At 66.7% G+C, this 19,608-nt stretch carries 20 protein-coding genes; 7 read left to right on the top strand and 13 right to left on the bottom strand.

Features of this window, described 5'->3' with window-relative positions; all coding sequences use genetic code 11:
- Positions 1-127 precede the first annotated feature (127 nt).
- Positions 128-775: an HD domain-containing protein gene (locus ACSFB7_RS37125; RefSeq protein ID WP_435477338.1), complete on the bottom strand. Its 648-nt coding sequence runs from the start codon at positions 773-775 to the stop codon at positions 128-130.
- A 111-nt stretch (positions 776-886) separates the two neighbouring features.
- Between ACSFB7_RS37125 and ACSFB7_RS37120 the strand changes: the two genes are divergently transcribed.
- Positions 887-1,864, top strand: a complete 978-nt coding sequence (locus tag ACSFB7_RS37120; RefSeq protein ID WP_435477337.1) for a GlxA family transcriptional regulator — start codon at positions 887-889, stop codon at positions 1,862-1,864.
- Positions 1,865-1,898: 34 nt separating this feature from the next.
- Here ACSFB7_RS37120 and ACSFB7_RS37115 read toward each other — a convergent pair whose 3' ends face one another.
- The 6 genes from ACSFB7_RS37115 to ACSFB7_RS37090 are packed head-to-tail and all read right to left on the bottom strand — an operon-like array spanning position 1,899 to position 8,836.
- A complete protein-coding gene (locus ACSFB7_RS37115; protein WP_435477336.1) occupies positions 1,899-2,297 on the bottom strand; it encodes a RidA family protein in 399 nt (132 codons plus the stop codon).
- Positions 2,294-3,916: an AMP-binding protein gene (locus ACSFB7_RS37110; RefSeq protein WP_435477335.1), complete on the bottom strand. Its 1,623-nt coding sequence runs from the start codon at positions 3,914-3,916 to the stop codon at positions 2,294-2,296. Before ACSFB7_RS37110 ends, ACSFB7_RS37115 begins: the two co-directional genes overlap by 4 nt.
- A gap of 5 nt (positions 3,917-3,921) precedes the next feature.
- On the bottom strand, positions 3,922-5,115 hold the full coding sequence (locus tag ACSFB7_RS37105) for an acyl-CoA dehydrogenase family protein (RefSeq protein WP_435477334.1): 1,194 nt from the start codon (positions 5,113-5,115) through the stop codon (positions 3,922-3,924).
- 4 nt (positions 5,116-5,119) lie between these two features.
- Entirely contained in the window at positions 5,120-5,974 is an 855-nt protein-coding gene (locus ACSFB7_RS37100) for an enoyl-CoA hydratase family protein (RefSeq protein ID WP_435477333.1), read from the bottom strand.
- Positions 5,971-6,450: a MarR family winged helix-turn-helix transcriptional regulator gene (locus ACSFB7_RS37095; protein WP_187112757.1), complete on the bottom strand. Its 480-nt coding sequence runs from the start codon at positions 6,448-6,450 to the stop codon at positions 5,971-5,973. Before ACSFB7_RS37095 ends, ACSFB7_RS37100 begins: the two co-directional genes overlap by 4 nt.
- Before the next feature lies 1 nt (position 6,451).
- Complete coding sequence (locus tag ACSFB7_RS37090; protein WP_435477332.1) at positions 6,452-8,836, bottom strand: bifunctional salicylyl-CoA 5-hydroxylase/oxidoreductase; 2,385 nt, start codon at positions 8,834-8,836, stop codon at positions 6,452-6,454.
- Between the two features lie 120 nt (positions 8,837-8,956).
- Here ACSFB7_RS37090 and ACSFB7_RS37085 point away from each other — a divergent pair, with 120 nt between their 5' ends.
- Entirely contained in the window at positions 8,957-10,225 is a 1,269-nt protein-coding gene (locus ACSFB7_RS37085) for a class I SAM-dependent methyltransferase (RefSeq protein ID WP_435477331.1), read from the top strand.
- A 12-nt stretch (positions 10,226-10,237) separates the two neighbouring features.
- Entirely contained in the window at positions 10,238-10,561 is a 324-nt protein-coding gene (locus tag ACSFB7_RS37080) for a DUF1840 domain-containing protein (RefSeq protein WP_435477330.1), read from the top strand.
- A 21-nt stretch (positions 10,562-10,582) separates the two neighbouring features.
- On the opposite strand, the gene ACSFB7_RS37075 is transcribed toward ACSFB7_RS37080, so the two are convergent.
- Both ACSFB7_RS37075 and ACSFB7_RS37070 read right to left on the bottom strand, forming a co-directional pair.
- A complete protein-coding gene (locus ACSFB7_RS37075; protein ID WP_435477329.1) occupies positions 10,583-11,611 on the bottom strand; it encodes a Bug family tripartite tricarboxylate transporter substrate binding protein in 1,029 nt (342 codons plus the stop codon).
- 62 nt (positions 11,612-11,673) lie between these two features.
- A complete protein-coding gene (locus tag ACSFB7_RS37070; protein ID WP_435477328.1) occupies positions 11,674-12,603 on the bottom strand; it encodes a LysR family transcriptional regulator in 930 nt (309 codons plus the stop codon).
- 123 nt (positions 12,604-12,726) lie between these two features.
- Here ACSFB7_RS37070 and ACSFB7_RS37065 point away from each other — a divergent pair, with 123 nt between their 5' ends.
- Positions 12,727-13,503 (top strand): SDR family oxidoreductase, encoded by a 777-nt coding sequence (locus tag ACSFB7_RS37065; protein ID WP_435477327.1) that lies wholly within the window; start codon positions 12,727-12,729, stop codon positions 13,501-13,503.
- On the opposite strand, the gene ACSFB7_RS37060 is transcribed toward ACSFB7_RS37065, so the two are convergent.
- The 4 genes from ACSFB7_RS37060 to ACSFB7_RS37045 all read right to left on the bottom strand — a co-directional run bounded on the left by ACSFB7_RS37060 (position 13,491) and on the right by ACSFB7_RS37045 (position 16,712).
- Complete coding sequence (locus ACSFB7_RS37060; protein ID WP_435477326.1) at positions 13,491-13,949, bottom strand: MarR family winged helix-turn-helix transcriptional regulator; 459 nt, start codon at positions 13,947-13,949, stop codon at positions 13,491-13,493. The genes ACSFB7_RS37065 and ACSFB7_RS37060 overlap by 13 nt on opposite strands.
- A 15-nt stretch (positions 13,950-13,964) precedes the next feature.
- A complete protein-coding gene (locus tag ACSFB7_RS37055; protein WP_435477325.1) occupies positions 13,965-14,930 on the bottom strand; it encodes an alpha-ketoacid dehydrogenase subunit beta in 966 nt (321 codons plus the stop codon).
- A complete protein-coding gene (locus ACSFB7_RS37050; RefSeq protein WP_435477324.1) occupies positions 14,921-15,943 on the bottom strand; it encodes a thiamine pyrophosphate-dependent dehydrogenase E1 component subunit alpha in 1,023 nt (340 codons plus the stop codon). Before ACSFB7_RS37050 ends, ACSFB7_RS37055 begins: the two co-directional genes overlap by 10 nt.
- Before the next feature lie 385 nt (positions 15,944-16,328).
- A complete protein-coding gene (locus ACSFB7_RS37045; RefSeq protein ID WP_435477323.1) occupies positions 16,329-16,712 on the bottom strand; it encodes a RidA family protein in 384 nt (127 codons plus the stop codon).
- Between the two features lie 227 nt (positions 16,713-16,939).
- On the opposite strand from ACSFB7_RS37045, the gene ACSFB7_RS37040 reads away from it, so the two are divergent.
- The 3 genes from ACSFB7_RS37040 to xylF all read left to right on the top strand — a co-directional run bounded on the left by ACSFB7_RS37040 (position 16,940) and on the right by xylF (position 19,517).
- On the top strand, positions 16,940-17,572 hold the full coding sequence (locus tag ACSFB7_RS37040) for a response regulator (RefSeq protein WP_435477322.1): 633 nt from the start codon (positions 16,940-16,942) through the stop codon (positions 17,570-17,572).
- 52 nt (positions 17,573-17,624) lie between these two features.
- Complete coding sequence (locus tag ACSFB7_RS37035) at positions 17,625-18,311, top strand: alpha/beta hydrolase family protein (RefSeq protein ID WP_435477321.1); 687 nt, start codon at positions 17,625-17,627, stop codon at positions 18,309-18,311.
- 183 nt (positions 18,312-18,494) lie between these two features.
- A complete protein-coding gene (gene xylF / locus ACSFB7_RS37030; RefSeq protein WP_435477320.1) occupies positions 18,495-19,517 on the top strand; it encodes a D-xylose ABC transporter substrate-binding protein in 1,023 nt (340 codons plus the stop codon).
- Positions 19,518-19,608: the final 91 nt, after the last annotated feature.

The following is a 19,608-nucleotide window of genomic DNA, read 5'->3' as shown; positions in this document are numbered from 1 at the left end:
GAACCCGAACGATGATTTCAAGATGGAGCCCGAATGACGCGTCGTTGAGTCGACGCGTATCCGGACTTTCAGTCCGCAAGGCGCAACCCACCGGCTTTAGCCGGTGGTTGTTGAGTTTTCGAATTTCTCAGCCGTGCCAGGCCGAGCAACGGATCACGCTGCAGAAATTGCCCCGGTGGAAGTGCGGCTCCTTGTCCGCGATCACATCCGCCTTGACGTTGCCGAAGGTGCTTTCCGGCTTGTGTTTGATGCCGTCGTAGAAGGCCTGGATGATGTCTTCCTTGAAGTGCTCGCTGCGTGGATGCGCATGCACGACCTGCGTGCGTTCCGCCTCGCTGTACTGCGGATAAGTCAGGCCCAGTACGTCCATCTCGACGCCGGCCGTGACCAAGGCCACCACCGGGTGCATGTGCTGCGGGATTCCCGGCGTGGTGTGCAGCGCGATGGACGTCCAGACCAAGTCGACATCCTGCTGGGAGATCCCGTGGCCGCGCAGAAAATCGCGCGCCACATTCGCGCCGTCGACCTCGAAGCGTTCGTGCGCGCTGCTGTGCGCCTTCAGCAGCCCCATGTCGTGGAACATCGCGCCCGCATACAGCAGCTCGGGGTCGAAGCTCAGGCCGCGATGCTTTCCAGCCAGTGCTCCGAAGTAGTAGACGCGGCTCGAGTGATGAAACAGCAGCGGCGGCGCCGTGTCCCGAACCAGTTCCGTGATCTCGTGCGCGAGCTTGCTGTCGGGGATGCGCACCCCTTCGATCGTTGTCGTCAAAGTCATGTGGATTTCTCCTGTGAGTGTGAGAACAACTTTAGGAGTGGGCTACAGTGGCTTCAATAGCCGTGAAGCGGCGAATCAAGCCATTGCATTGCTGAAAGAGACGCAGACGCCATGAGAGCAACCACCAAGACCATCGCGATCCTGGCCATGCCGGGCGCTCAACTGCTGGACGTGTCGGGTCCGCTCGACGTGTTCGCCGAAGCCAATGTGCAGGCGCGAACGGAGGCCTACCGGCTGCTTGTCATTGCAAGCCGACCGGGCCCGATTCGCAGTTCCTCCGGCGTGCGCCTGATGCCCGATGCGGTCGTTGGCGAGGAGATCGAAGGCCCGATTCACACCCTGCTCGTTGCCGGCACGCCCCACGCCGCGAGCGCCGCCTCCAACGCCGACGTGAACGCCTGGCTGCGCAAGCTCACGCCCAAGGTGCGCCGATTCGGCTCCGTCTGCAGCGGTGCTTTCATCCTTGCGCAGGCCGGGCTCTTGAACGGCCGCCGCGTGACCACGCATTGGGCCGTGGCCGATCAACTGGCCCGCGACTTCCCATCAGTCACCGTCGACGTTGACGCCATTCACGTGCGCGACGGCCGGCTGCGCACAGCCGCCGGCGTGACCGCGGGCCTTGACCTGTCGCTGGCGCTCGTCGAGGAAGATCTCGGCCGCGAAGTCGCCGTGAAAGTCGCTGCGCAGCTCGTGATGTTCTTCAAGCGCCCCGGTGGCCAGATGCAATTCAGCCGCAAGGGCGAAGCCGCGCCTATAGGCCGGTCCGCGTTGCAGGAAGTGCAACGCTGGATCGCGGCGAATCCGTCGATGGACCACAGCGTGGCCAGCCTTGCAAGCCGGATGGGCCTCAGCGGCCGTCACTTCGCACGCCTGTTCAGCCAGGAAGTGGGCGTCACGCCCGCGGTGTGGGTGGAAGAAACACGCGTGGCCACTGCGCGCCGCCTGCTGGAAGCGGGAGATGCCGCACCCAAGCAGGTGGCATCCCAATGCGGATTCGCCGATGTCGACACCTTGCGTCGCGCATTCCAGCGCCAGGTCGGCATCACGCCGGCGGAGTACCGCAAGCGCTACGCGCACGCCATCGATTGACGACGTGGCGCGGCGCGGGCGCGGAATAACGCGATCAGTCCGGAATGACCGCCGTCACTTCGATCTCGACCTTCGCGCGGTGCTCGACCAGCGCCGCCACCTGCACGCAGGTCATGGCCGGAAAGTTGCGCCCCACCGCATCGCGGTACACCGGGCCGAGTTCGGCAAGACGGCGGCTGTATTCGTCGCGGTCGGTCACATACCAGGTCATGCGCACCATGTGCTCGGGACCCGCGCCACCCGCGCGCAGCACCTCGGCGATGTTGCGCAGCGCCTGGCCGCATTGGTCGATGAAATCGTCCGACTCGAACTGCTGCTGTGCGTTCCAGCCGATCTGGCCGCCGACGAACAGCGTCGTGCCGCGTGCGGCAACGCCGTTCGCGTAGCCCTTGGGAGGCAACCAGCCCTCGGGCTGAAGAAGTTTGTGGATCATGGTGTGGTGTTCAGTTGTCTCAGTTTGAAGCGCTGGAGCTTGCCGGTCTCCGTGCGTGGCAGCACGGTCACGAACTCGATCTCCCGCGGATATTTGAATGGCGCGATCGTCGCCTTCACGTGGTCCTGCAGCGCTTTCACCAGCGCGGCGTCGCCTTCGTTGCCCGGCTTGAGCACGCAGAAGGCCTTGACGATCATGCCCCGGTCGGCATCGGGCTTGCCGATCACGCCGCACTCGGCCACGGCCGGGTGCTTGAGCAGCGCGTCTTCGACCTCGGGGCCGCCGACGTTGTAGCCGGCGGTGATGATCATGTCGTCGGCGCGTGCCTGGTAGAAGAAGTAGCCGTCGTCGTCCTGCACGAAGGAATCGCCGGGGTAGTTCCAGCCGTTCTTCACGTAGTCGCTCTGGCGCGGATCGTCCAGGTAGCGGCAACCGACCGGCCCTTGCAATGCAAGCTTGCCGACGGTGCCGTGCGGCACTTCGTTGCCTTCGTCGTCCACCACTTTCGCGGTGAAACCAGGCACCGCCTTGCCGACCGCGCCCTTGCGCACCTGGTCGCCGGCGGCGGAAATGTAGATGTGGAACACCTCGGTGCCGCCGATGCCATCGAGCATTTCGATGCCGGTGGTGTCCTTCCACAGTTGGCGCGTCGCGTCCGGCAGAGCCTCGCCCGCGCTCACGCTGATGCGCAGGCCCGGCATGCCGTGTTGGCGCACGAAAGGCGCCATCTGCCGATAGAAGGTCGGCGCGGTGTAGCAGATGGTCGCGCCGACCTGGTTGATGAGCTTCACCAGCCCTTCAGGTGTGAATGGCGCGTCGGCAAAGTAGACCGAGGCACCCGCCCACATCGGAAAGATCAACAGGCCGCCGAGCCCGAAGGTGAAGGCCAGCGGCGGCGAGCCCACCACGATGTCGTCGCTGCGCGCCTTCAACACATGGCGCGGCCAGGTCTCGCACATCGCGAGCACGTCGCGGTGCGTGGTGACCGGTGCTTTCGGCTTGCCGGTGGTGCCCGAAGTGAAGGCGAGCAGCGCGATGTCGTCGGCCGCCGTCGGGCATGCAGTGAACACGCCGCTCTTGCCCGCTGCACGCGCGGACAGCGAACCCGGTGCATCGGGCTTGTTGAATGCGATCACCGTCGCGAGCACCGGATGCGCCTGCTGCGCAACCACCAGTTCGTCGAGCAGCCGCCCGTCGCACAGCGCGGCCACGGGTTGCGACTTTTCGATGATCTCGCCCAGTTCCTTGGCACGCAGCAACGGCATCGTCGCCACCGCGATCAGGCCGGCCTTGACCACCGCAAGCCATGCCAGCGCCATCGCGACCGAGTTGCCGCCACGCAGCAGCACGCGGTTGCCGGGCACGAGACCGAGGTCTTCGGTCAGTACCTGTGCGATGCGGTTGACCTCGACGGCGGCCTGCGCATAAGTGAGCGTGCCTTGCGGCGATCGCAGCATCGGCTTGTCGCCAAAACCCTTCGCGGCTGCCTTGTCGAGCAGCTCCTCCACCAGGTTCAACTGATCGGGCAGTTGAAGCTCGGGCAGGTCATAACGAAAGACCGGCAGCTGCTGAGCAGGCGGCAGGCGGTCGTGAACGAAGCGGTCGACTTGGGCAGACACAGTATTTATCCCCGCAGAACGGATTTGCCAATGATCAGTTGTTGAACCTCCGTCGCGCCTTCGTAGATGCGCAGCGAGCGGATGTCGCGGTAGAGGCTCTCAATCTTCGTGCCAACCTTCACGCCCAGGCCGCCGTGCATCTGCAGCGCCATGTCGATCACGCGGCTTGCGTTCTCGGTGGCGCACATCTTGGCCATGGCCGCGGCGGCCGACACGTCGCCCACCGCGGGCGCGCCGCGCCGTTCGGCGTCGTCGCGCATCCATGCGGCGCGGTAGGTGAGCAACGCGGCGCTGTCGATCAGCGCGGCCATCTCGCCGAGCTTGGCTTGCGTGAGCTGGAAGTCGGCGAGCGTCTGCCCGAACATGCGGCGGCCCTTCGCATGCGCAATCGCTTCGGCCAGTGCACGACGCCCCATGCCGAGCGCCGCGGCTGCAACCGATGCACGGAAGATGTCAAGCGTGCGCATCGCCAGCTTGAAGCCGCCGTTGAGTTCGCCCAGTTGTGCCGTGCGCGGCACGACGCAGTTGTCGAAGCGCAGCGTGGCCAGCGGGTGCGGTGCCATCACATCGATGTGCTCCGAGGTGTCGAGCCCGGGTGTCGTCGCATCGACGATGAACACGGTGATGCCGCGCGTGCCGCCGGTCGGATCGGTCTTGGCGAACACGCAATAGAAGTTGGCGATACCGCCATTGCTGATCCAGGTCTTCTGGCCGTTCAACAGCCAGCCGTCGGCCGTGGGTTCAGCGCGCATCGCCATTGCCGCCACGTCCGAGCCTGCATCGGGTTCGCTGAGCGCGAAGGCCGCGATCTTCTCGCCCTTGCCCACGGCTGTGAGGTACTGCGACTGCTGCGCCGGCGTGCCGTCGAGCGTGATCGCACCGCTGCCCAGCCCCTGCATCGCGAAGGCGAAGTCGGCCAGTGGCGAGTGGTAGCCCAGCGTTTCGCGCAGCAGCACGAGCGCGCGTGAGTCGAGGCGTTCCAGCGCGCCGCCTGCGCTGCCGGGCACGGCATAGCGCAGCCAGCCACCGTCGCCCAGGCGGCGGACCCATTCGCGGCAGGCCGCACGGTCGTCGCGCTCGTCGATCTCCTGTGCTGCGCACCAGGGTAGCAAGTCTTGCGCGAGCGCGCGATGCGCTTCATCGAAGAACGGCAGCGCAAGGTGCGCTGTCGAAGGCGGCGCGGGGATCTTGGTCATCATGGCTTCAGTCCCCGCCGAACACCGGCTTGCGCTTGGCCGCGAAGGCTTCGTACGCACGCTTGAAGTCTTCGGTCTGCATGCAGATCGCCTGCGCCTGGGCTTCGGCTTCGATCGCCTGGTCGATGGTCATCGACCATTCCTGCGCCAGCATGGTCTTGGTCATGCCGTGCGCGAAGCTCGGGCCGTCGGCCAATTCGCGCGCCATCTTGGTGGCAGCCTCGAGCAATGCATCGCTTTCGTGCAGCGCATTGAAGAAGCCCCAGGCGTGGCCTTCCTGCGCAGTCATCGCGCGGCCGGTGAACAGCAGCTCCGACGCGCGGCCCTGGCCGATCACGCGCGGCAGCAGCGCGCACGCACCCATGTCCGCGCCGGCAAGGCCCACGCGGGTAAAGAGAAACGCCGTGCGCGTCGAAGGCGAACCGTAGCGCAGGTCGCAGGCCAGCGCGATCATCGCGCCGGCACCGGCGCACACGCCGTCGATGGCGCCGACGATCGGCTGCGGGCATGCGCGAATCGCCTTCACCAGGTCGCCCGTCATGCGCGTGAATTCGAGCAGCTCGGGCATGCGCATGCCGGTGAGCGGGCCGATGATCTCGTGCACGTCGCCGCCCGAGCAGAAGTTGCCGCCCGCGCCGGTGACCACGATCACCTTCACGTCGGTGGCGTAGGTCAGCGCGCGGAACAGGTCGCGCAGCTCGGCATACGAATCGAAGGTCAGCGGGTTCTTGCGCTCGGGCCGGTTCAGCGTGACGGTGCCGACGCCCGCTTCGTAGTGCCATGCGAAGTGCTTGGCCTTGTAGTCGGCCTTTGCCTCGAATTGCGCGCGCATGGGATTGCTTGCGCCGATGTAGTGCTTCATTCGGTCTCCGCCATCAATTGGTTGTGTGAGTGTTGCTTGACCTTGCCGAGCAGCTTGTGAAGCTGCGCGATCTCTTTGCTGTTGAGGCCCGAGAAGGCCCCGACGATCCAGTCTTCGTGCTGCTGCGCCATCTCGTTGAAGAGCTTGCGGCCACGCGGGGTGAGGCGCACGCGCCAGGCGCGGCGGTCGCCTTCGACGTTGATGCGCTCGACCAGCCCTTCGGTCACGAGCTGGTCGGTGATGCCGGTGACGTTGCCGCCCGTCACCATCATCCGGCGCGACAGCTCGTTCATCTTCAGCCCGTCGGGCGAGCGTTCGAGTTGCGACATCAGGTCGAAGCGCGGCAGCGTGGTCGTGAACTGCGAGCGCAGTTCGTTTCGCACCTGCTTCTCGATGAGCTGGGTGCAGGTGAGCAATCGCAGCCAGAGCCGCAAGGCTTCGGGGTGTTCGCTGTGCGCGCGCGCTTCGAGGTCCATGTCAGTGTGTCTCCTCGGGGTTTGGTGCAACAGCCAGCGCAGCGTTGGCTGCGGCAATCTGCTGCTGCTTGGCGATCTCGCGGTACAGCTGGTCGCGGCCGCTCAGGTACTGCTTGGGCCAATCGACGTCGCGGCTTTGCAGCTTGGCGGCTTCGTGCAGCGTCCATGCGGGGTCTGCCAGGTGCGGACGCGCGATGGCGCACAGGTCGGCACGGCCGGCCGCGATGATGCTGTTGGCCTGGTCCGCGTCGGTGATCGCGCCCACGGCGATGGTCGAGATGCCGACTTCGTTGCGGATGCGGTCCGAGAACGGCGTCTGGTACATGCGGCCATAGATCGGCTTGGCGGCGCGCGTCGTCTGGCCGGATGACACGTCGATGAAATCGGCGCCGGCTTCTTTGAAGAGGCGCGCGACGATGACTGCGTCCGCATCGGTGTTGCCGCCGGGCGCCCAGTCGTGAGCGGAGATGCGCACGCTCATCGGCTTGTCCTGCGGCCACACGGCGCGCATGGCGCGGAACACTTCGAGCGGATAGCGGCAGCGCGCTTCGATGTCGCCGCCGTATTCGTCGGTGCGCTGGTTCGTCAGCGGGCTGATGAAGGCCGACAGCAAGTAGCCGTGCGCGCAGTGCAGCTCGACCCAGTCGAAACCGCATTCAACGGCGCGACGCGTGGAGTCGACAAACTGGTCGCGCAGCGTGTCCATCTCGGCGCGGGTGATTGCGGCGGGCAACTGGTTCTGTTCGCCGTAAGGCAGCGCGCTGGCGCCGAGCACCGGCCAGTTGCCGTCTTCCAGCGGTTCGTCGGTGCCTTCCCAGCCCACGCGCGTGGAGCCCTTGGGCCCGCTGTGGCCGAGCTGCATTGCGATCTTCGCGCTCGACTGCGCGTGCACGAAATCGACGATGCGCTTGAAGGCGGCCTGCTGCGTGTCGTTGTACAGGCCGGTGCAGGCCGGCGTGATGCGGCCTTCGGGCGTCGGGCTCGTCATTTCGACGAACACCATCGCGGCGCCGCCGAGCGCGCGTGCGCCCAGGTGCACCAGCAGGAAGTCTTGCGGCACGCCATCGACCGCGCTGTAGGTGGCCATCGGCGACACCAGGATGCGGTTCTTCAGCGTGAGCCCGCGCACCTTGTACGGCATCAGCATCGGCGCGATCGCCTTGCCGCCGGCGAGCCATTGCTCGTAGCCGCCGAGCCATTGCGTGTCGCGCACGCGCAGGTTCTCGTGACTGATGCGCTGCGAGCGCGTGAGCAGCGAGTAGGCGAACTGCTCGATCTCCATGCCCGTGTAGCGCGGCACGTTCTCGAACCACTCGGTGGAATTGCGTGCGGCGTTCTGGATCTTCAGCACTTCGACGCTGCGGCGTGCCTCGTAGCCTTCGAGCACATGGTCGAGCGTGCCGCCCTGCTCGAACTCGTTCGCCAGGTCGATCGCGTCTTCCAGCGCGAGCTTGGTGCCCGAGCCGATCGAGAAGTGCGCCGTGTGCGCCGCATCGCCCATCAGCACCACGGGCACCGAGCGGCCGTTGACGTCGATGCGGTGCGTCCAGCGCTCGCACACCACGCGCGGAAAGCGGATCCAGTTGGCCGAGCCGCGCAGGTGCGTGGCGTTGCTGATCAGTGAATGGCCGCCCAGGTATTTGGCGAACAGCTTCTCGCAGAAGGCGATGGCCTCGGGCTGCTCCATCTGGTCGAGGCCGTGGGCCTTCCACACGGCCTCGGGCGTCTCGACGATGAAGGTCGATGTCTTGTCGTCGAACTGGTAGGCATGCGCCTGAAACCAGCCGTGCTCGGTCTGCTCGAAGGCGAAGGTGAAGGCGTCGAAGGTCTGGTGCGTGCCCAGCCACACGAAGCGGCAGTTGCGCAGGTCGACGTCGGGCTTGAACACATCGGCGTAGCGCTGGCGGATGCGGCTGTTCAGGCCATCGCTGGCAATCACGAGGTCGGCGTTGTACTGCGCGGCAATCGCCTGGTCGTCGGTGGCGTCGGTCTCGAACACGAGGTCGACGCCCAGCGCAAGGCAACGCTCCTGCAGGATGTTCAGCAGCCGCTTGCGGCCGATGCCGCAGAAGCCGTGGCCGCCCGAGCGCACCTGGCGGCCCTTGAAGAACACCTGGATGTCGTCCCAGTGATGGAACTCGTTGCCGATAAGCGCCGCGGTGTCGGCATCGGCCGCCTTGAGGTTGCCGAGCGTCTGGTCGCTCAGCACCACGCCCCAGCCGAAAGTATCGAAGGGGCGGTTGCGTTCCACCACCGTGATCTGCAGCGCCGGGTTGCGCGCCTTCATCAACAGGGCGAAGTAGAGCCCGGCCGGCCCGCCGCCGATGCACAGGATGCGTTGGAGGTCCGAGGCTGGAGCGGGGCGGACGTGGCTTAGGCTGTTCATGGTTCAATAGTTTAGACATAAACAATCTGCTGTCAATCCTGATTGATTCCACAGCCGTCCGGCCGCCCCCGGCTGCAAGCGAGGATGCAAAGCCTGGCAAAAATCAATACCATGGGCCCCATGCAAAACTTGATACCCAAGATCGAGTCGCAGCTGGCTTCGCTGCCTGTCCCCATCGCGCTGGAGCTGCCGGATGGCCGGCGCGTTGCCCAGGCGGGGGCCCGCGTCACGCTGGCCTTCAAGGAGTGGGCGGTGCTGGCCAAGCTGGCTGCCCGCCAGGTCGGCGCCATCGGCGAGGCGTATGTCGAGGGCAAGGTGCAGATCGAGGGCGCGATGCGCGACCTGATCGATGCCACCGTCGGCATGCTGCCCGGCAACCCGGCCGAAACAGACACCGGTTGGTGGAGCCGCCTGCAGCACATGGCCAAGTCGCACGGCTCGCATTCGCTGCGCAAGGACGCGGCGCAGATCGAGTTCCACTACGACGTCTCCGACGACTTCTATGCGCTGTGGCTCGATCCGCGACGGGTCTATTCATGTGCGTACTTCCGTACGCCCGACCTCACGCTGGCGCAGGCGCAGGAAGCCAAGCTCGACCACATCTGCCGCAAGCTCATGCTGCAGCCGGGCGAGCGCTACCTGGACATCGGCTCAGGCTGGGGCGCGCTGCTGCTGTGGGCGGCCGAGCATTACGGTGTCGATGCGACCGGCATCACGCTGTCGAAGAACCAGCATGCCTATGTGCAGCGCCTGATCGAAGAGAAAGGCCTGCAGGGCCGCGTGCGCGTCGAGCTGCGCGACTACCGCGAGCTGTCGGTCGAGCAGCCTTTCGACAAGATCTCGTCGGTCGGCATGTTCGAGCATGTGGGCGCGGCCAACATGCCGACCTACTTCCGCAAGATCCATTCGCTGCTCAAGCCCGGTGGCCTGGTCATGAACCACGGCATCACCTCGGGCGAACTCAACTACCGCCAACTAGGAGCGGGCATGGGCGACTTCATCGAGAAGTACATCTTCCCGGGCGGCGAACTGCTGCACGTGACGCACGTGCTGCGCGAGACTGCGGCGGCGGGCCTGGAGATGGTCGACACCGAGAGCCTGCGCCCGCACTACGCGCGCACGCTCTGGGCCTGGTCGGACGCACTCGAAGCGCAACTGGACACGGCGCTGTCGGTGCTGCAGCGCAGCGGCGGCCGGCAGGCCGAGAACGCGGAGCGCGTGCTGCGCGCCTACCGCCTGTACCTTGCGGGTTCGGCCATGAGCTTCGAGCAGGGCTGGATCTCGCTGCACCAGATGCTGTCGATCAAACCCGACGGCAAGGTCGAACATGGCGTTTTGCGTGGCGCGCAATCGGTGTACCCTTTTGCCCGTGACTACATCTACAAGTGAGTGAAAAACACCATGCTCTATCGCTTCCAGTCCCGGGCTTCCGCTGATTTCGTGATGCTCGAAGTGCATGCGCGGCAGCTGCTCGACATCGTCGGCAAGTCAGTGGCGCCCCAGGGCATCATCACGGTCGAGCAGATTCCCGGCGCCATTGCCGCCCTCGAAGCCGCATTGGCGCGCGAAGGTAGCAACACCCACAACCACGACGACTACGCGGTCGAAGGCCATGCGGCCGACGCCGAGAAGCAGCATGTAGGACTGCACCAGCGTGCAGCCCCCCTGCTTCACATGCTCAAGGATTCGCTGGCCGAAAAGAAGGACGTGACCTGGAAGACCTGAGGCCACGCCTCAAGCTTCCTGTCAGTCGACCTTTGCACCGGAGTCTTTAACGACCTTCGCCCACTTCACGTGCTCGCTGGCAATCAGCTTCGTGAAGTCGGCCGGTGAATTGCCGCTCGGGATCGCGCCCTGGGCGAGCATCTTTTCCTTGATGGCCGGCGTGCCGAGCGACTTGGCCACTTCCTGCTGAATCCGGTTCACGATTTCGGGCGAGGTGCCGGCCGGCGCCAGCAGGCCGAACCACGAGCTGGCCTCGTAGCCCTTGAGCGACGGGCCGCCCACTTCTTCCACCGTCGGAACATCGGGCAGCGCCGGCGAACGCTGCGCACTGGTCACGGCCAGCGCGGTCAGCTTGCCCGCCTTGATCTGCGCCATCGACGAGGGCAGGTTGTCATACATGACGTCGGCGTTGCCGCCCACCATGTCCAGCAGCGCCGGGCCCGAGCCCTTGTACGGGATGTGCGCCATGAAGGTGCCCGTCATGCTCTTGAACAACTCGCCCGCCAGGTGGATCGAGGTGCCGCTGCCGCTGGACGCCATGTTGAGCTTGCCCGGGTTGGCCTTGGCGTACTTGATGAAGTCCTGCACGTTGCGGATGTTCAGCGCCTTGGCTTTCTCGGCGTTCATCTCCATCACGTTCGGCACCGCCGCCACCAGCGTGATGGGCGCGAAGTCCTTGATCGGATCGAAAGGCAGCTTGGGGTACAGCGCGCGGTTGATGCCGTGCGTGCCCACCGTGCCCATCAGCAGCGTGTAGCCGTCGTTCGGCGCGCGCGCCACGATCTCGGCGCCCAGGTTGCCGCCCGCGCCCGGCCGGTTGTCCACGATGAACTGCTGGCCGAAGGCCTTCGAGAGTTCGGGCGCGACCGCGCGCGCCAGGATGTCGGTGGTGCCGCCAGCCGCGAAGGGCACGACGATGCGCACCGGCTTGGTCGGCCAGGCGTGCTGGGCCCACGAAGGAGCGGCCATCAGGGTGAGGGCCGTGGCGACCGAGGTTGCAAGCGCGCTGCGGCGATTCAATTTGAAGAAAGAGAGAGAAGAGGAAGTCATGCGCGCGGTTGTACATGGGAGCGCCATGCGCGTCGCGGGTAAAAACCCCGTGCAGCGGTTGCCTATGCGACCTGCATTCGCTGCGCGAAGCGCTCGTTGCGAAAGCGTTCCAGCACGAAGTCGATGAACACGCGCGTCTTCGGAGGCAGCAGCTTCTTGCTCGGGTAGTAGAGCCAGACGGCGCCCGTGTCCTGGTGCCATTCGGGCAGCAGCCGCACCAGCTCGCCGCTGCGCAGGCCGCGCTCGACAAAAGGCATCGGCAGCATCGCCGCGCCCAGCCCCATCAGCGCCGCATGCGCGATGGCTTCGGGGTCGTTGAAGATCGCGCGCGGCCGCGGCAGATCGACCGTGGCTTCTTCGCCGCTCGCCGCATGCCGCAAGGTCCAGCTGCGCAGCCGGCCGGTGGGCGAGGAGCGCCGCAGCAGCGTGTCGAGCCCGGCCAGGTCGGCAGGTTGCGCGGGCGGCGCGCGCCCCCGCAGGTAAGCCGGCGAGGCCACCGCCACCACGTGGATGCGCGCCAGCTCGCGCGCCACCAGTCCGGCCGGCAGCTCGATGCCGCCGCCGATGGCCGCGTCGAAACCTTCGCCCACCAGGTCCACCTGCTGATTATCGAAATGCCAGTCCGGCAGGATGGCCGGATAGCGCGCGAGGAAGTCGCCCATCATCGGCAGCACATGCTCGCGGCCGAAGGCCTGGCCCATGCTCACCTTCAGCGTGCCGGCGGGCTGGCCGTCGTCCTTGTCGATGCCGGCCACCGCCGCCTGCAGCGTGGCGAGCGGGCCGCCGATCTGTGCGAGGAAACGCTCGCCGCCCTCGGTCAGCGTCAGGCGGCGCGTGCTGCGCTGGAACAGCCGCACGCCGAGCCGTGCCTCCAGCCGCGCCACGTTCTTGCTGACCGCCGCCGGCGTGAGGCCCAGGCGCCGCGCGGCCGCCGAGAAGCTGCCGCCCTCCGCGCTTTGCACAAAGGATTCGAGGTGATTGAGCGGTTCCATGGCCGCATTTTCTTCCTCATCTTCAACCATTGGTTGAATTTGATTGCGCCAATTGATGGCTACCGGCAAAGGAATGGAATCCCGACACTGAAGTCATTCCTCCACACACCGATCGGAAAAATCATGGCTTCCAACGCTTCTTCCACTTCCTCTTCTTCTTCTCCCGTCCTGGCCGGCAAGGTCGCCTTCGTCAGCGGCGGTTCGCGCGGCATCGGCGCGGCCATCGTGCGCCGGCTGGCGCGCGACGGCGCCGCCGTGGCCTTCAGCTACGTCAGCGCACAGGCCGAAGCCGACAAGCTGGCCGCCGAAATCCAGGCCGCCGGCGGCCGGGCGCTGGCCATCCGCGCCGATGCCGGCGATGCCGCCGCGCTGTCGGCCGCCATTGCACAGGCCGCGCGCAGCTTCGAGCGGCTCGACATCCTGGTGAACAACGCCGGCGTCTATCTCGGCGGCGATCTGGACACCTTCTCGCTCGAAGACTTCGACCGCACCATCGACGTCAACGTGCGCGCCGTGTTCGTGGCCACCCAGGTCGCCGCGCGCCACATGGGCGACGGCGGCCGCATCGTCAACATCGGCAGCATCAATGCCGAGCGGGTGCTGGATGCCGGCGCCAGCGTCTACGCGATGAGCAAGGCCGCCATCGTCGGCCTCACGCGCGGCCTGGCGCGCGACCTGGGCGCGCGCAGCATCACCGTGAACAATGTGCAGCCCGGCCCGGTCGATACCGCGATGAACCCCGCCACCGGTCCGCGTGCCGCCTCCATGCACGACGTGATGGTGCTGCCGCGCCATGGCCGCGCCGAAGAAATCGCCGGCATGGTCGCCTACCTCGTGGGCCCCGACGGCGGCTTCGTCACCGGCGCCAGCCTGAGCGTGGACGGCGGCTACACGGTCTGATCGCCACGGTCCGGCGCGGCGCCGTCGGACACGCGCTCCACCGCCCGGATCAGCGTGTCGAGCGTGGCGCTCATGCGGGCCAGTTCATCGGCATCGACGCCCGCGAACAGCTCGGCCTCGCGTTGCCGGCCGAGCGCGCCCACGGTTGCATGCAACGCCTTGCCGGCGGCCGTGAGGTAGAGCCGGCTGCGGCGCTGGTCGGTCGGGTCGTCATGGCGCTGCACGCGCTTGTGGCGTTTCAGGCCGGCGAGCGCGCGGCTCACCGCCATCTTGTCGAGCCCCGTCTGGTCGGCGACCTGCGTGGCATTGAGCCCCGGCTGCGCGCCGAGCACCGCCATCGCGCGCCACTCATTCAGCGTGAGCTGGTGCTCGCGGCCCACGCGCTCATGGAACGGCCGCGCCGTGAGATTGACCACCCGCACCAGCTTGAAGAACAGCGGGTCCACGGTGCGGCACCGTCGTCAGCCGACCAGCTTCTTCGCTGCAGCCACGACAGCCTCGGTGCCGATGCGCGACTGCGCCTCCAGCACCGGCGCATAGCCGACCGGAATGCGCGGCGCGCCCAGCCGTGCCACGCGACAGCCCGTGGCTTCCGCCGCGCTGGCCGCGATCTCGGCGCCGAAGCCCGCGGCCTGCACCGCCTCGTGCACGACCAGCAGCCGACCGGTGCGCGCGCAGGACGACAGCACCGTCTCGCGGTCCCACGGCCACAGCGTGCGCAGGTCGATCAAATCGATAGCGATGCCTTCGGCCGCAAGCGCATCGCATACGGCGGCGCACACCTGCATCTGCCGGCTCCAGCTCACCAGCGTGAGCGCATTGCCTTCGCGCACCCGCGCGGCCCGGCCCAGCGGCACGGCGATGTCTTCGTCGACTTCGCCGCGCAGGCCCCATAGCGTCTTGTGCTCGATGTAGACGACCGGGTCGCCGCACTGCAGCGCGGCGCGCAGCAGGCCGTAGTTGTCCTGCGGCGTCGACGGGCTCACCACCACCACGCCCGGCAGGTGCGCGAACCAGGCTTCGAGCGACTGCGAATGCTGCGCCGCCGAGGCGTCCCAGATGCCGCCGGGCATGCGCGCCACCAGCGGCACGCGGCCCTGGCCGCCGAACATGAAGCGGTTCTTGGCGGCCTGGTTCACCAGCTCGTCCATGCCGCACAGCGCGAAGTCGACCACGCGCATCTCGACCACCGGCCGCAACCCCGCGAGCGCCATGCCCACGCCGGCGCCCATGATCGCGGCCTCGCTGATCGGCGTGTCGATCACGCGCGCGGCGCCGAAGGTCTGTTGCAGTCCCTTGTACTGGCCGAAGATGCCTCCGCGGCCCACGTCTTCGCCGAGCACGACCACGCGCGCATCGGCTTCCATCTCGCGCTGGATCGCAAGCACCGCAGCCTCGGAATAACTCAGTTCTTTCTTCAGTGCCATTGGCCTGCTCCGATGGTCTGCACGTCGGTGAAGGCGGCGCTGGCATCGGGCCAGGGCGCGGCATCGGCCACGGCCAGCGCGGTGTCGACTTCGTCGCGCGCCGCGTTCTCGATGGCATCGAGCGTCGCGGCGGCGATGCCCGTCGACAGCAGATGCCCGCGCGCTCGCGCGATCGGGTCCGTCTCCAGCGCGGCAGCCAGTTCGGCCGGGTCGCGGTAGGCCGCAAGGTCGACCGACACATGGCCCTTCACCCGGTAGGTCAGCGCATGCAGCAGGCGAGGCCCGCCGCCGGCGCGCACTTCGGCCACCAGCCGCGCGGCGGTTTCGTGGACCGCGAACACGTCGTTGCCGTCGACCTGCGTGGCCGCGATGTCCATCGACGCGGCACGCGCCGAGGCGCCGTCGCCGGCCGTCATCGGGCCGCTCGCGGTGGTCGCGCTCCAGCGGTTGTCTTCGCAGACGAAGAGCACCGGCAACTCGTACACGCGCGCCCAGTTCAGCGCTTCGAGAAAGGGTCCGCGGTTGATGGCGCCGTCGCCGAAGAAGCAGACGGTGATGTCATCGCTTTTCTTCAGCAGCTTCTGCGCATGCGCCGCGCCCACCGCAATCGGCAGCCCCGCCGCGACGACGCCGTTGGCGCCCAGCATGCCGACCGAAAAATCGGCGATGTGCATCGAGCCGCCCTTGCCGCCGTTGAAGCCCGTGGCCTTGCCGAACAGCTCGCACATCATCCGCGCGAGGTCGGCGCCCTTGGCCAGCGTGTGGCCGTGGCCGCGATGGGTGGAGGTGAGGTAGTCGCTCGTGCGCAGGTGCGCGCAGACGCCGGCCGGCACCGCCTCCTGCCCGGTCGAGAGGTGCAGCGGCCCGCGCACCTTGGCGGCGCCGGCGGCCTGCTGGCCGTAGGCGCTGACGCCGCCCTGGCTCGCCGTTTCTGCAGCGTTCTCGAAAGCGCGGATGCGCACCATGACGCGGTACAGCGCCTCGCCGGCGCGGCCTGGAATGCTTGAGTCCATCTTGTCTCCAACGCCCTTGGGATCAGCGCTTTGACAAAAATCGTATCAAACGAGATGGAATGGATGCAGCGGGCTTACCCCGGCGGGGCTGCTGCGTCGTGCGCCGCACCGCAGGGAAAACTCTGGGGACAGTTTTGGCACAAAGTCACGGTTATCCACAGTTGGATCGACCGGCCTGAAGTTGTTCTTCTTTTCGAGACAGCTCGAAAGCACAGGTGCACACAGTGACACAGGCACGACAAGTCGTTGTCAGCCAAGGGAAAAAGCGCACTGTCCACAGGAGGGGTTTACCCTTATCTACTACTACTATATTAATTAAGAAGAATTAATAAAGAAGAAGCGCGGAAGTCCGGGCGTGATCGAGCGCGTTTCAGCGCTCGCCAGATCACTCGATGACGGCCACCGCTTCGACTTCGATCAGCAGGTCCGGCCGCGCGAGCCGCGACACTTCCACGAGGCTGCATGCCGGCAGCGGCGACTGGAAAAACCGGTCTCTTGCTTCGCGAAACGCGGCGAGCTGCGAGGCATCGGTCAGGAACACCGTGAGCTTCACCACATCGCGCAGCCCGGCTTCGCTGGCGGCCAGTGCGGTGCGCAGGTTTTCAAACACCTGGTTGGTCTGCAAGAGCAGGTCGTCCGGCCCGACCAAGCGGCCTTCAAGGTCCAACGCGATCTGGCCCGACACGTAGAGCGTGCGGCGCGCGACGACCTCGACCACGTGGCTGTAGCCGGTCGGTGGGTGCAGGGCGGGTGGGTTCGAGTGCTTCATCTGTGCTTTTCTCCGAGGGTGAAACGAGCCGCAGCATGCCGCATCCCGGTGACGGCAGCCCCGGAAGAACGCGCGCGGCGCCTACACCGCCGAAAGACGCACCAGCGTTCCCTTGCAGGACAACAGCCCGACCCGCTCTTGCACCGCCCGATCGGCGAAAGCGTGTGGCATCGTCCTGACCTCCCCTCGCTTCTTGCGTCCATGAACCTGCCCGGAGGCACACATCCATGATCAAAATCGGCATCGTTGACGACCACGCCGTCGTCCGCACGGGCCTCAAGGCCTTCTTCTCCACCTTCGTCGATTTCCGCGTGGTCGGCGAAGCCAGCACCGGCCGCGAAGCCATCGACCTTGTGCGCACCGTCGACATGGATGTGCTGGTGATGGACCTGTCCATGCCCGGGCAAAGCGGCATCGACGCGCTCGCGATGGTGCGTGCCAAGGCGCCGGACCTCGGTGTGCTGATCCTCAGCGGCTATCCGGAAGAGCACTACGCGGTCAACCTGATCCGCCAGGGCGCCTCGGGTTATCTCAACAAGGAATGCGAGCCGGAAGAAATCGCCAAGGCCATCCGCACGGTCGCGCTGGGGCGCCGCTACATCTCGGCCTCGGTCGCCGAACTGCTCGCGGGCCAACTGGAACGCAAGGACAGCGCGCCGCCGCACAAGCACCTGTCGGAGCGTGAGTTCCAGGTGTTCCTGAAGCTCGCCAAGGGCGAATCGGTGGGCAGCATCGGCGAGGCGCTGTCGCTGTCGGTGAAGACCATCAGCACCTACCGCACGCGGCTGATGGAGAAGATGAACCTGTCCACCAACAGCGACCTGACCTACTACGCGATCAAGACGCAACTGATCGATTGAGCAAGCGGCCGTCCGCCGCTCGCGGGCCATGAGTCTTGGGCAAACTGGGGCCGTGATCACCACCCATCCCCTTTCCATTTCCGTGGCGCCCGACACCGTCGTGTCGGCCCTCGCCGTGTCGCCGCCCTCGCCCGACGCCTGCTATGTGCTGGCACACGGCGCCGGTGCGGGCATGACGCATCCGTTCATGCATGCGGTGGCCGAAGGCCTCGCGCAGCGCCGCATCGCCACGCTGCGCTACCAGTTTCCCTACATGGAGCGCGGCAGCAAGCGCACGGATGCGCCGGCCCTGGCGCATGCCACGGTGCGCGCGGCGGTGGGTTGTGCGTCGGCGCACTTCGGCGGACTGCGCCTCTTTGCCAGCGGCAAATCCTTCGGCGGGCGCATGAGCTCGCAAGCCCATGCGCTGCAACCGCTGCCCGGTGTGCAGGGGCTCGTCTTTCTCGGCTTTCCGCTGCATCCCTCGGGCGCGCCATCGGCCTCGGCCACGCGGGCGGCGCATCTGCAGGACGTCGATGTGCCGATGCTCTTCGCGCACGGTCCGCGCGACACGCTGGCCGAGCCGGCGCAGTTCGATGCGGTCACACAGGCGCTGGGCCCCATCGCCACCGTGCTGGAGATCGATGGCGCAGACCACTCGTTCCACGTGCTCAAGCGCTCCGGGCGCACCGACGAGGACGCGCTGGACGAACTGCTCGACGGCATCGCCGTGTGGACGCAGGCCTGGCACATCGGCTGAGCGCCCGCCCGCGAAAACAGCCCTTCGCCAGCCGCGCGCGGGCGGAACGCACTTGCGAAAAACGCTCCGGGAATTCCCGGATGCCAAGCCCGTGGCAGCGATGGGATAGTTAGTTCGCCCTTCAAACTAACTAATTTCTTACTCGGCTTTCTTGTCGGGCGAACCAACTCTGGAGAGACATCGATGCAACTGAAACACACCCTGGCCGCCATGGCTTTCGGTCTCACGGCCGTGGGCGCGTTGGCGCAGACCGTGGTCGGCGTGAGCTGGTCCAACTTTCAGGAAGAGCGCTGGAAGACCGACGAAGCCGCGATCAAGGCCGAGCTGGAAAAGCTCGGCGCCAAGTACATCAGTGCCGATGCGGGCGGCTCGCCCGAGAAGCAGCTGGGCGACATCGAAGGCCTGATGGCCAAGGGCGCGAAGGCGCTCATCGTGCTCGCCATGGACAAGGACGCGATCCTGCCCGCCGTCACCAAGGCCACGCGCCAGAAGGTGCCTGTGGTCGCCTACGACCGGCTGATCGAGGCGCCCGGTGTTTTCTACATCACCTTCGACAACGTCGAGGTCGGCCGCATGGAGGCGCGCGAGGTCTTCAAGGTCAAGCCCAAGGGCAACTACGTGATCATCAAGGGCTCGCCGAGCGACCCGAACGCCGACTTCCTGCGCGCCGGCCAGCAAGAGGTGCTGGCGGACGCGATCAAGAAGGGCGACATCAAGATCGTCGGCGACGAATACACCGAAGGCTGGAAGCCCGAGGTCGCGCAGAAGAACATGGAGCAGATCCTCACCAAGGCCGGCAACAAGGTCGATGCGGTGGTCGCGGCCAACGACGGCACGGCCGGCGGCGCGGTGGCGGCGCTCACGGCCAAGGGCATCCGCGGCATTCCGGTGTCGGGGCAGGACGCCGACTTCGCCGCGCTCAACCGCATCGCGCTCGGCACGCAGACCGCCACCATCTGGAAGGACTCGCGCGAACTCGGCCGCGAAGCCGCCATCGCCGCCGTTGCACTCGCGGCCGGCAAGCCGGTCGACAAGGCCGCGCCGTGGGCCGGCGGCGCCAAGAAGATCTCGCTGTCCTCGCGCCTGCTGACGCCGGTGCCGATCACGCGCGACAACCTCGACGTGATCGTCAAGGCCGGCTGGATCAAGAAGGACGAGCTGTGCAAGGGCGCCACGGGTGCCACCGCGCCCGCGGCCTGCAAGTAAGCAAGACGGGCGCCAAGCCGCCGTCGTCGTCAGTCAATTCGCGCCATGCCGTGTCCGGCCACCCCTTGCGGGGCTGGCCCGGGCCCGGTCG

The sequence above is a fragment of the Variovorax raffinosi genome (assembly GCF_051216615.1).
Classification (GTDB): domain Bacteria; phylum Pseudomonadota; class Gammaproteobacteria; order Burkholderiales; family Burkholderiaceae_C; genus Variovorax.
The sequence above is the reverse complement of the archived record's forward strand: the minus strand, read 5'-3'. Positions and strand labels throughout refer to the sequence as shown.